Source organism: Anabaena sp. EIM26, from assembly GCF_057568715.1.
In genome coordinates this window covers 5,639,348-5,651,258 of sequence record NZ_CM172472.1, presented here as the reverse complement: position 1 = coordinate 5,651,258, position 11,911 = coordinate 5,639,348, and the positions used below count along the sequence as shown (strand labels likewise).

The window sequence follows — 11,911 nt, the reverse complement described above, 5'->3', positions numbered from 1 at the left end:
TAAACCAGTAATTTTCTGCCCACTATGGTTCAATATACTCTCGCTCAAAGCCCAGAAATTATTATCTCTGTTCCTGGCAAAGATTCAGCTAAAGCCCGTGAAAAAGCAATGGATCAGTTGATGGAACTAATGGAGGCTGATCAACTAACCACCGAACTAGAAGAAGGATTTGGCCCTCAACAATTAATTGAAATTAAAGAACCAACCACTGATACAGCAAGTGGTGAAGATGCAATTACCCAAGCTGTACAAATTCTCAACAACCTAGCCACACTCAAGCTGAAAGTGCAAGAATCACGGGCTGAAGCCTTGGAAATTCGCAAAGCGGTTGATGTTCTATTCTCAGATAATTTAGTAACTGAAGAAGAAATTACCCGTCTCAAGGAAGGTTTTAAGGTTCTCAAAAACTTTGCCCAAGCTAATATCCGCTATCAAGAAGCAAAAACTAAAGCAGAACAGGCTAGACAAGTTTTAGATCAGGCACTCAAATCACCTGAAAAGTGATTTTATAGCAGGAGTCAGGAGTCAGGAGTAAAACCCTGTTGTGGAGGGAGTTTCATCAATACCTACGGTCAGCTACTGTATTGGCATTAGCACTACGCTTGATTTCTTAAACTCCTTGCCCGCTACTATACACAAAATTTGCCTTTTAATACCCTTAATTCTACTAAAAATGGGTTAAAAGTGTCATTCTGATAGCGTAGCGTGGTGTAAGCCATACGAAGTGAAGAATTTCCGAGATACTAGAAACTACGGCACGTTAAGCGTTCACAAAGTGTCCCGAAGGTATACGCTGCACTATGTTACGTATGGCTACGCTCCCGTTAGGGATACAGTAGGACATAAGTCCAATTTTTAACCGTTTTCAGTATCTATAGTCCTATCTATAGTCCACCTATTCAAACAAGGTGGGGAAACTCAATTGTTAAAACTAATAAAAAAGGGCAGGCTTTAAAACCTACCCTTTAGTAAAATGCTGGGGCGCTAGGATTCGAACCTAGGGATGGCGGGACCAAAACCCGCTGCCGTACCACTTGGCTACGCCCCAATGGAACAAGTCAACTTTTGATAATATAGCAGTTAACTAGAGATTATGTCAAGTACTTTTGAGAAATTATTTTTATTCTTATTATTTTTTAGGACTTACGCAAATGGCTTGCTTTGTAGAGTGCGTCAGACTGCGTAAATACCGTCAATCAAAAGATTTTTGATATCTGACGCACCTACCAGAGATATTTAATGTGATACTTGCGTAAGTTCTGATTTTTGTTTGAGTAAAGCCCAAAAAAAGAGGGAAGGTTAAAATTCCTTCCCTCTTTTGCTGGTTGTTTTGATTTTTTTCGGCTTTTTGAGCCTCCTTGAGTTTGTTTCTCAGCATCTGTCTTTGTTTTTTTAGTTGTCTCTTTCTAGCGGAGCCGCCTCGGCCTTTATCATTTCTCCCTTCTTTGCGGGGAGATTCCCATCTTTTTAAACGCATGGAATTTATCATAAAAACATTGCTTTCATAATAACTCAGAATTATACATAAAGTCAAATTTTATGAGTGCTTTTTTCCAACTTATCATTGATTGTATTGCATTTGACCGAAAACCCCTGTAATTATCTCGTTTATCTCGTTCCTAGTCAGAGACTAGGAATGCTATCACAGAGACTCTACCTCTACTCTCATTGAGAGCGCAGCGTAGGCAGAGTCTTCCAGAATTCAGTCCCATACAAAGGGACTTCCAAATAAAAAAATGTACAAAAAATTCTTGTGGTGCAGGCCGAAAAGCCCGCAAATTATCAAGGACGGGTAGGATGCCATTGGTGTCAAGTTAAGAAAAATGGATTTGTGTCAAGAGTGGGAAATAAATGGTAAAAGTCAACACAGGGGTGTTGAAAAGAGCCATGAGTAAACCAAGGAAAAAACAAGGGAATCCAGACTTTCGCCATCAAGTTAGCGTACCTGCTCCAGCTAGTGAAGAAATAGAATCACGGTTGATTGGGCTATTAAGTCCAGGGACATTTGCCAACCTCAAAGGGGTAAAAGACAAAGAGCGAAGCTTGCGCTCAAGAGTATTAACCCTACCAGTAATGGCAGCAATAATACTGAGTCTAGTATATCGACAAGTACAACACTTAACAGATGTATTGCGCTGCCTAGAAGTAGAAGGATTAATGTGGGTAGAGGCAACAAAAGTCAGCAAGCAAGCTCTGTCCCAAAGACTCAACAGTTTACCGGCGCATCTATTTGCCAAGATGTTTGAGCAAGTAGTAGAACGTCTAGCAGCAAAAAGGAATGCAAAAGAATTAGCTCCAGCCTGGGCATCAGTGGCGCAGAGATTTTCCGCCATTTGGATTTGTGATGCCTCAACACTCGAAGCCATGAAAAAGCACTTCGGACAATTGCAAGAAAAAACAGGTTCAGTGTTGGCAGGAAAAATGCTGATGGTAGTAGAAGCTTTCACTCATATTCCTGTAGCAGTTTGGTATGATGCTGATGCCAAGCGGAATGAGACTCGTTGGTGGCAAGCATTGTTAGAACTTTTACCTGATGGTGGTTTACTCATAGTAGACATGGGATTTTATGGTTTTGAGTGGTTTGATTCTCTAACTGCTGCCGGCAAGTATGTTCTCACGCGCCAAAAGGAAAAGGTTAGATATAAGGTAGTGCGTGTACTTTCTAGCGGCTCTCACTACAGGGATGAAATTATTCAAATGGGATTGCATCATACCAACCCATGTCGCTATCCCATGCGCCAAGTATCCGTATTATGGGGTAAGACTTGGTATCATTATTTGACTAATGTTCTTGACCCACAACAGCTTTCACCACAGGAGGTTTGTGATTTATACCGCCGACGTTGGCGAATTGAGGACGCATTTTTATTGACTAAGCGTTTATTGGGCTTGTCCTATTTGTGGGTTGGTGGCACTAATGGTGTACAGATGCAAATATATGCTACCTGGATTTTCTACGCTGTCCTCAATGACTTGTGTGCTGATGTCGCTATTGCTTTACAACAACCTTTAGAACGCATTTCTGTGGAAATGGTTTTTCGCAGTTTATATTTTTTCCACCGCGCACTTTTACTCGCTCCTGATTTGCAACTTATTCCTTGGCTTGTCGAACATCATCGTTCTATGGGTTTAGTCAAGGCCGTCCGTCAACGTCACCGACGAACGGCTGCTGCTCTCTTGACATTTGGGCTGATGCCTTAACTTGACACCAATGGTAGGATGCCCATCCCACAAGATTGAATAATTTATTTTCTGGTGTTCCCAAAGGATGGGAATGAGAAGGATGAAACCCAGTTTTTACAAGGTCTTTACGTTAATTTGACACCAATAATCTATATTTGATGGATTTTATCAACGCATAAGTCCTATTATTATTATTAACTTGTAACATTTCTTTATAATATGCAGACAACTCCAATATCTGGACAATACTGGCAATGGCGCGGACACAAAGTTTACTACGTACAAGCAGGAGAACAAAAATCCCAGCGTCCCTCCTTGCTTTTAGTACATGGCTTTGGTGCTTCCACAGACCATTGGAGAAAGAACATTATCGGACTCTCTGTAGATTTTCAAGTATTTGCTATTGACCTTTTAGGATTTGGACGTTCAGCAAAACCTAAATTACAGTACAGTGGTGATCTATGGCGCGACCAACTGCGAGATTTTATTAGTGAAGTCATTGGTGAAAAAGCAGTATTAGCAGGTAACTCCCTTGGTGGTTATGCTTGTTTATGTGTTGCGTCTCAATTTCCTGATAGTGTTGCTGGTGTAGTTTTACTCAATAGTGCAGGCCCTTTTTCTCAACCAGAAGCACTACAAAGCCAAATTCAGCCTGCTAAAAACCCTGTACAGCAACTATTCGGTAAAACTGTCAAATGGGCTTTTAAACAACGTTTATTCCAGTCTTTATTATTTCAGTATGTGCGACAACGTTGGGTAATTCGACGCACCTTAGAAAAAGTTTATTTAGACAAAACTGCAATTACAAATCAATTAGTAGAAGAAATTCAGCGTCCTGCTTATGATACAGGTGCTTTAGATGTATTTGTTTCAGTTTTTAGCACTCCCCAAGGAGAAAAAGTTGATATTTTACTCAAGCAATTAAATTGTCCTTTATTGTTATTATGGGGAGAAGCAGATCCTTGGATGAAAGCACGAGAACGTTCTCAAAAATTCCATCAATATTATCCCCAGTTAACAGAATATTTCCTAAATGCTGGTCATTGTCCCCATGATGAAGCACCTGATCAAGTAAATCCACTGCTACGTAATTGGGCTTTATCTCTGACTAAATAAGAGCAAATCTGTTGTGATCAAATATCAGGATTTAGGGATATTTTTCCTGAAAATAAATAATTATTTTATTTGAGAACATAACTTTTAATATCTTTCTCTATTTGTTCACTAATAATCTCTGTGCCGATATCAGGTTGGTCAAGATTAACTCTGACAAAGTTTGTTTGATCTACTTCTGTAAATTGTTTATCTTGATTGCTATCTTTGATAATTTTTAGAAAAATTGCATTTTGACTAGCAAGCGCTATCCAATTAACGATTTTGGTATTATTGGGAGTGATTTGCTGCAATTTTTTACCTGATAAATCCGAAATATAGCCAACAATGGCATCTTGATTGTTGATTTGGTCATCGTTATTTGTATCTTGGTCAATAATTTGATACAACCAAAATCTTGTTGTTGGTTTTCCTGTTAATTTGATTTCTAATAAATCGAAGGAATTAATAACCGCTTTTTTATTTAATAAAAGATGATTTTCACCAGTTTTTTCTGATAAAAAATTATATTATATAACTTGTTTTCCCTTTGATAAGAACGAGAAAGATTTAAATCAATTTCCTTATCATTATCCTGGTCAATGAGTTTAACTGGAATCATGATATAATCTGAAGTCTCATTAATAATAAAATCGCCGTAAATAAGATTGGTTTTGGGGTAAAGTTTTTCAGCAGCTTTTGCTGGTAGAGTTTTTCTATCAATTTTTTCCTCACAGGAAAAAGAAAATGTAGCTAGAATTATAGCTATTGTCATCTTCCACAAAAAACTAGATTTTTCCATTTAAAGCTCCAGTATGGTATTAACTTGGATATATTCCAACAGCAAATAAAATCAGATATAAAAAATACTATAAAAATCTAAAAACCTGGTCAGGGTTGACCAGGTTCTAGCGAATTCAAAAGTTTCAAATTGTTAAAGTTAAGTAATTGATTGTTAATAACTAAGGTGGACAAAGGAGCAAGTCCAGCACTTTTCTGTTTTTCCGCTTAGGGATTTGGCTCGACCTTGAAAACGGTCGTTTTGCCACTTTAGTTCCTATATGCTAAAACTTGCTTGGGCTGCTGACAGGGGACACTAAGTCATTGCCCATTGGGTTGGTTGTAACTTGCTTTGTGTCCTGATGAATCTAATCTAGCACCGGGTAGTTGAGATGCAATTATTTGTTTACTAAAGTTGATATTTCGTTTAATTTAGCAATAGAAGAAATAGGTGACAGGGAATAGGGAACATGAGAAGTTTACCAATTACCAATCACCTCTTAGCAATTACCAATTCCACATAACTGATTGATCATCCAGATTGTCAGTAACAATGCGCCCAATACTGTCTATTGCTGCAACTTCTTCGGCAGAAAGTTTAATTTCTATGGCTTGAGCGTTGGCTATAGCTTGTTCAGGATAACGCGCACCAACGATCGCATTTGTTTGGGGTTGGGCGATTAACCATGCTAGTGCTAACTGAGCCAGACTGCAATTATGGTCTTCGGCTATGAGGCTAAGTTCATTTAAGGCTTGTTGAGCGTGTTCAAAGTTTTCGCCTTGAAATAACTTATTTTTAGCTCGGTTATCGGCTAGGTCAAATTTATGCCCTGGGAGGAATTTACCAGTTAACAATCCTTGTGCTAAGGACGAATAAGCCAGAATAGAAATGTTGTTTTCAATGCAATAGGGCATAGCGTCTTTTTCTACCTGCCGCCAAAATAGAGAATAGGCTGGCTGTAAACTATCAATACGTCCATACTGGGAGGCTTCTGCGATTTGGTCACGGGAAAAATTGGAAACGCCAATGGCTCGAATTTTCCATTGGTCTTTGAGGTAATTTAAGGCGCTCATGGTTTCTGCAATTGGCACAATTTCACTATTGAAAGCACCAGATGGCCAATGAATTTGATAAAGGTCGATGTAGTCTGTTTTCAGGTTTGTTAAGGAACGCTCACAAGCTTCAATTACTTGTTGATATTTGAGATGATTTGCAAAAACTTTTGTGGCATACTCTACATTATCCCGCACGTCAGATAAAGCTTTAGCTACAATCTGTTCAGAATGTCCTTCACCATAAACTTCTGCGGTATCTATTGTGGTAATTCCGGCTTCATAGGCAGCACGGATGGTTTTAATTGAGTCATCATCTTCAATTCCTACCCACATTTTTTTTCCAGCTTGCCAAGTTCCCATGAGGATAGGCGAGATTTCTACGGTTGATGTACCCAGTGTGCGTTTTTTCATGGTTTTTCTCAAATTTATTTCCCTGACTAGTTTTATACTTTAACCGTCTTAGACTGAAATTAAATCAGAGTCAAAGTAGATGCTCATGGAATTGACTACCACTTTTCATGCTCTTAAGGAATGGGCTGTGGCCGTAAATGCGTTGGCAGACGGCCAAACGATTATGCTGCTTCGTAAAGGCGGTATCCATGAACGGGAGGGACGCTTTCAAGTTGCCCATGAGCAGGTTTTGCTATACCCTACTTACGAGCATCAACAATCTTTTATGCTTAAGGCTGAGTATGCGGATCTGGTCTATCCAGTAACTTCAGGTTGGCATCCAGAAACAATACGCATTGGTAGTTGGGCAGAAATTACGGATATTTTGCCAGTTGTTGATGAGTCTATTGTGGGGGATTTACTTCCCTTTCATATTTGGAATGAGTATTTTATTAGCGATCGCTTAAAATGGAAACCACGTCAGCCGCTATATATCCTTTTGCTACGTACTTACAAGCTACCCCAAGCCCAGGATATTCCTTATCTAGATGAATATGGTGGTTGTAAATCATGGATTGATTTAGATCAACAGGTGCGTTTGCAAGGCTCTCAACCAGTTTTATCTGATGCTGTCTACACTCAACTAGTTGAGACTATTCGCGGCATTATCGGTGATAAATTGTACGCAGCATCTTTTTGAGCAGGTATTAGCGTCTCGTAGAGAAGAGTAGGCGCAAACAGAGGTTTTATGTTTTATCTGTGTCAAAATGCGCTTGCTTTGGTGAGCGTAGCGATCACACCAACCGATAAAATGGGTATACCCTCAGTCCTCACAAATTTGAATTAAATATAAATTATCAATAAATTTATCATCTGGCAGGTAATTTGGACAATTATCCGCTTCTTTTGCATGAAATCTTTGTTTAAAAATTTGACAGTATATAGGTATATCTTTTCCTTTGTAAACAATTATTCTATGATGGCGACAGAAAAAACAATTTTTATATAAAAGCAATAATAGAGAAGTATTACTATCAATATTTTTATGAGAGTTTACTTTACTTTTTAACCCATGAATACATATACCCTGACAGAAATCTTTTGTCTGTTTCCTCTTAAAATTCCAGAAATCTATCTTATCATTTTCTGATAAAAACTGATCATTAATCGGCTTAATATCAAGTTCATTGTTGATATTTAATTCAATAATACGCTGTTCTGATTGCCTTTTTTCCAGCGTAGACTTATGAGTTACTACTATTTCTATAAAAATCTTCTCTCCCTTTTCACTAGTAAGTAGCAAATCAGGAATAAAGGAACCATCTTTGGCTTCTAACTTAATGTCTTGAAAGTATTGAGTTAAATCAAATTTATGTTTACCCTTACTGAAAATGCAGGGAACTAAAAATTCTTCCTTGTAAAAGCTACAGTATTTAGTAAAGTTAATTTCTATCCAAAAAGGTTTATTTTCTTGCAAACAAGTATTATAAATTTCGTGAAATTTGAGCTTTGCCAATTTGTGCAAGTAAGTTTCAGGAGAACATTCAATATCTACTTTATGGCGAAAATGCTTTCTATTTTTTTTTCCCAAGATAGGAATTAGGATATTACTGCATGATATACACTTGAATTCTTTACCTCTCACTTCTGGACTAGCAATTAAGCTATCAACATTTATAGTTTTACCAGTTGAGTTAATAGCGTATTGGTATTTTATAGTTTCCATATCAACCAATAAGATTTATAACATCACTTTTTGTAGATTAAAATTATACTAACACTAACCTCGAAGGTTGCTTAATAGACCTCTTGCAGAATTCATTTTATGTTAGAGTAGAGGTTTGCCTTAATTTTAGCCAAAAGTTAGAATTAAACGCCTATCTTTAAATTTGCGCTCGCAACAACACCCAAATATACATAAAACCTAAAACATTCAATTTTACCACAGAAACAATTGTGCAAGAGGTCTAATGAGTTATAGTGCGATCGCTAATCTTGTAGGTTAGCTTAAGGAACGCAACCCAACATTAACATTATGGCTGTTGTTGATAAATTTGTTGGGTTTCATTTTATTCAACCCAACCTACAGTGTTTGTAAAATTTAAACAGCAAAAAATTCTACTATTCTTATGAATGAAAAACCCCAGAGCGAACAAGACAAGCTACAGCCAATTAATAGTATAAAAAATAAAGAAACAGAAAACGAAGAAATTCTCTGTTCTCATTGTCAACGCACTGCTACGAACGGTATTAAATGTAAAGGTATTTGTGTGGCTGATAATGACTATTAGGGTGTGAATTTTATTTTTATAATTTGCTGCAAACTCCCACCTAAATTTTTTTGAGAAAAAGCAAAAGGGTAAAGGTTTACCCCTTACCCCAAAAAAAATTATTTTTGAGATGGTATTTAGATTTAACCAGCGTTAACTAACAGTAAGTAACTCGCGTGTTTCTGTTTTTCTCACTATCACTTGACCATCATCATCAATATCAACTATAGCTGTGTCTCCCTCGCCAATTTGACCAGAAAGGAGTGCTTCAGCCAGAGAATCTTCTAACAGGCGCATAATTGCCCTACGTAAGGGTCTAGCGCCATAGCTGGGGTCGTAGCCTTCAGTTACTACCCGGTCTTTGAAGCTTTCGGTAACTTCGAGTTTAATTTTTCTTTCTGTCAAGCGACTAGCAACATCGACGAGCATGATGTCAGCAATTTGCTTGACTTCTGCTTTATTGAGTTGAGTGAAGACGATAATATCATCAAGACGGTTGAGGAATTCTGGACGGAAGTAAGCTTTTAGTTCTTCGTTTACCAAGTTACGAATACGGTGATAACTAGCGTCGGCTTGATTATCAAATTCAAAGCCTAAACTCATACCGCCTTTTTCAATTACCTTAGAACCAATATTGGAAGTTAAGATAATTAATGTATTCTTGAAGTCCACTTTCCGACCTTTTGCATCGGTGAGGTGTCCGTCGTCCAAGAGTTGCAGCAGCATATTGAATACATCAGGGTGTGCTTTTTCGATTTCGTCGAATAGCACCACTGTGTATGGTTTGCGCCGCACGGCTTCGGTTAGTTGTCCACCTTCGTCGTAGCCAACGTAACCTGGAGGAGAACCAATCAACTTAGAAACGTTGTGGCTTTCCATGTACTCGGACATATCCAAGCGAATCATGGCTTCTTCAGCACCAAAGAAGTAAGCGGCTAAGGCTTTGGCTAATTCGGTTTTACCAACACCAGTAGGCCCAGAGAATATAAAACTAGCTATGGGTCGGTTAGGATTTTTTAAGCCGACACGGGCGCGACGGATAGCGCGAGAAACAGATGTAACGGCTTGCTCTTGACCGATAAGCCTTTTATGCAGAGTGTCTTCTAGGTGTAACAGTAACTCTGATTCTGATTCTGTCAGTTTGTTAACTGGTACGCCAGTCCAAGAAGCGACGATTTGAGCAATGTCTTCTTCGTCAACTATTGGGGCTTTAGCGTTTTGTTCAGTTTCTTCGGTGTAGAGTTTGGTCTGTATTTCTACCTCTTGGTCACGCAGTTTACCAGCTTTTTTAAAGTCTTGGAGTCTGACTGCTTCTTCTTTTGATTTGGTGACACCAACTAATTCGCGTTTGAGTTCCTTGTCGGTGGAGGTGCGAGAGTTACGCAAGCGCACGCGGGAACCAGCTTCGTCAATTAAGTCTATGGCTTTATCAGGTAAAAAGCGATCGCTAATATAACGATCTGACAACTCAGCCGCAGCTACTACCGCAGCATCAGAAATATGTACTTTATGGTGTTGTTCATAAGCACCGCGCAAACCGTAGAGAATTTGGATGGTTTCTTCTACCGTTGGTTCCCCGACCAAAATTGGTTGAAAACGACGCTCCAAAGCTGCATCTCGCTCGATATGCTTACGGTATTCATCTAAGGTGGTTGCACCAATACATTGGAGTTCACCTCTGGCTAAAGCTGGTTTGAGGATGTTTGCTGCATCTAAACCGCCTTCTGTACCACCCGCACCAACTAAGGTATGAATTTCGTCAATGACGAGGATGATATTGCCTTCGGTGCGAACTTCCTCCATGATTTTTTTGAGGCGTTCCTCAAAATCTCCACGGAAACGAGTTCCAGCAACCACAGACCCCATATCAAGACTGATGACTTGCTTGTTGAGTAGAACTTCAGGGACATCTTGATTGATGATACGTTGAGCTAGACCTTCTGCGATCGCAGTTTTACCAACTCCTGGTTCCCCAATCAAGACGGGGTTATTTTTTGTCCGGCGACCCAAAATTTGGACAGTGCGCTCAATTTCTTTCTGGCGACCAACTACAGGGTCAAGCTTACCTTCTTGAGCTAGTTTGGTGAGATTTCTGCCAAACTCTTCTATACTTAGGTTCTTGCTGCGTTTGGGGCTACTACCACCTGCGAGAACAGCGACATCATCACCCAAACGACTAATCACAGCCGAACGGACAGCGTGCAAATCTACTCCCAGATTTTGTAACACTTTGGCAGCGACACCTTCGCCAGCCTCCGTTAAACCTAACAATAAATGTTCAGTGTTTATGTAGTTGTGTCCAAGACTATGAGCTTCTCTAAAGGATTGCTCAAATAGACTTTTTACTTTGGGTGTAAAAGGAATTTCCGGTGGAACAAAACCAGAACCCCGTCCAATAATTTTTTCTACTTCCCGACGCGCATCTTTGAGGGTAACGCCCAACTCAGCCAGCACTTTAGCCGCAACGCCAGTTCCTTCTCCCATCAAACCCAGGAGAATTTGTTCCGTTCCTACGAAATTGTGTCCCAGGCGGCGTGCCTCCTCCTGAGCTAACATAATTACCCTAATGGCTTCGGACGTGAAGTGTTCAAACATAGCGGGTTCTTGCTCCCTTGCTGCTTGGGCTGTGGGTGATATAAAGTTCACCCTCATCTAAAGTTTCTTGTATTTTCTTAAAGACAATGTATCTTTATTTAAAGTTGAATGGCAGTGGTGAGAGCCGTATGAGCTAGGGTGTAGTTGCCGTCATTAGCCAACTATGGCTATTTTCGGGGACTCTTCAGCCTCAAATCTTGATCAATCCCAAATCCTAATAAGTTGTAAGAATTATGACAGAATTTTCAGGAAGTAAAGACCAACAACATCCCCTTTACAACCGCGATCGCCCCTTTATTGATATTTTACTCTCTCAAGAGCCAACGGACTACAATTTGGCCGAATTGGCTAGGCTGAAAATTCGTTATCAGGGCTTTCCAGGCGCACGGGACATCCAAAAAGACTTAGATAAAGTTTTGCAACACTGGGGTTTAACGGAAATTGAACTTTTAGAAAAAACTCGCCAACTCCATGATGTGGGCGGCATTTATAAAAGTCGTGGCAAAAAAGAAGAACAAGATTGGAATTAGTGGAAGAAGGCAGGA

At 39.3% G+C, this 11,911-nt stretch carries 12 protein-coding genes and 1 tRNA gene; 6 read left to right on the top strand and 7 right to left on the bottom strand.

The window, feature by feature from the left end; all coding sequences use genetic code 11:
• Nucleotides 1-24: 24 nt before the first annotated feature.
• Nucleotides 25-504, top strand: coding sequence for a hypothetical protein (locus AC012T_RS24610; RefSeq protein ID WP_487061631.1), 480 nt, complete (start codon nt 25-27; stop codon nt 502-504).
• Nucleotides 505-976: 472 nt separating this feature from the next.
• On the opposite strand, the gene AC012T_RS24605 is transcribed toward AC012T_RS24610, so the two are convergent.
• Nucleotides 977-1,048: transfer RNA gene (locus AC012T_RS24605), tRNA-Gln, on the bottom strand.
• Nucleotides 1,049-1,192: 144 nt separating this feature from the next.
• A complete protein-coding gene (locus AC012T_RS24600; protein WP_487061629.1) occupies nt 1,193-1,489 on the bottom strand; it encodes a hypothetical protein in 297 nt (98 codons plus the stop codon).
• A 398-nt stretch (nt 1,490-1,887) separates the two neighbouring features.
• Here AC012T_RS24600 and AC012T_RS24595 point away from each other — a divergent pair, with 398 nt between their 5' ends.
• The gene (locus AC012T_RS24595) at nt 1,888-3,201 is read left to right on the top strand and encodes an IS4 family transposase (protein ID WP_487066756.1); all 1,314 of its coding nucleotides are present in this window, start codon (nt 1,888-1,890) and stop codon (nt 3,199-3,201) included.
• Nucleotides 3,202-3,402: 201 nt separating this feature from the next.
• Entirely contained in the window at nt 3,403-4,299 is an 897-nt protein-coding gene (locus AC012T_RS24590; RefSeq protein ID WP_487061627.1) for an alpha/beta fold hydrolase, read from the top strand.
• Between the two features lie 65 nt (nt 4,300-4,364).
• On the opposite strand, the gene AC012T_RS24585 is transcribed toward AC012T_RS24590, so the two are convergent.
• From AC012T_RS24585 to AC012T_RS24575, 3 genes are all read right to left on the bottom strand, one after another.
• Complete coding sequence (locus AC012T_RS24585; protein ID WP_487061625.1) at nt 4,365-4,685, bottom strand: hypothetical protein; 321 nt, start codon at nt 4,683-4,685, stop codon at nt 4,365-4,367.
• A 74-nt stretch (nt 4,686-4,759) separates the two neighbouring features.
• Complete coding sequence (locus tag AC012T_RS24580; RefSeq protein ID WP_487061623.1) at nt 4,760-5,077, bottom strand: hypothetical protein; 318 nt, start codon at nt 5,075-5,077, stop codon at nt 4,760-4,762.
• A 485-nt stretch (nt 5,078-5,562) separates the two neighbouring features.
• Entirely contained in the window at nt 5,563-6,522 is a 960-nt protein-coding gene (locus tag AC012T_RS24575; RefSeq protein WP_487061621.1) for an aldo/keto reductase, read from the bottom strand.
• Between the two features lie 79 nt (nt 6,523-6,601).
• Between AC012T_RS24575 and AC012T_RS24570 the strand changes: the two genes are divergently transcribed.
• A complete protein-coding gene (locus AC012T_RS24570) occupies nt 6,602-7,201 on the top strand; it encodes a DUF1802 family protein (protein ID WP_487061619.1) in 600 nt (199 codons plus the stop codon).
• Nucleotides 7,202-7,324: 123 nt separating this feature from the next.
• On the opposite strand, the gene AC012T_RS24565 is transcribed toward AC012T_RS24570, so the two are convergent.
• Nucleotides 7,325-8,227 (bottom strand): hypothetical protein, encoded by a 903-nt coding sequence (locus AC012T_RS24565; RefSeq protein WP_487061617.1) that lies wholly within the window; start codon nt 8,225-8,227, stop codon nt 7,325-7,327.
• Between the two features lie 403 nt (nt 8,228-8,630).
• Here AC012T_RS24565 and AC012T_RS24560 point away from each other — a divergent pair, with 403 nt between their 5' ends.
• Complete coding sequence (locus tag AC012T_RS24560) at nt 8,631-8,792, top strand: hypothetical protein (protein WP_487061615.1); 162 nt, start codon at nt 8,631-8,633, stop codon at nt 8,790-8,792.
• Between the two features lie 132 nt (nt 8,793-8,924).
• Here the strand turns inward: AC012T_RS24560 and AC012T_RS24555 are convergent, their stop codons facing one another.
• On the bottom strand, nt 8,925-11,366 hold the full coding sequence (locus AC012T_RS24555) for an ATP-dependent Clp protease ATP-binding subunit (RefSeq protein ID WP_487066754.1): 2,442 nt from the start codon (nt 11,364-11,366) through the stop codon (nt 8,925-8,927).
• Nucleotides 11,367-11,599: 233 nt separating this feature from the next.
• Between AC012T_RS24555 and AC012T_RS24550 the strand changes: the two genes are divergently transcribed.
• Nucleotides 11,600-11,896 (top strand): DUF3288 family protein, encoded by a 297-nt coding sequence (locus AC012T_RS24550; RefSeq protein WP_487061613.1) that lies wholly within the window; start codon nt 11,600-11,602, stop codon nt 11,894-11,896.
• Nucleotides 11,897-11,911: the final 15 nt, after the last annotated feature.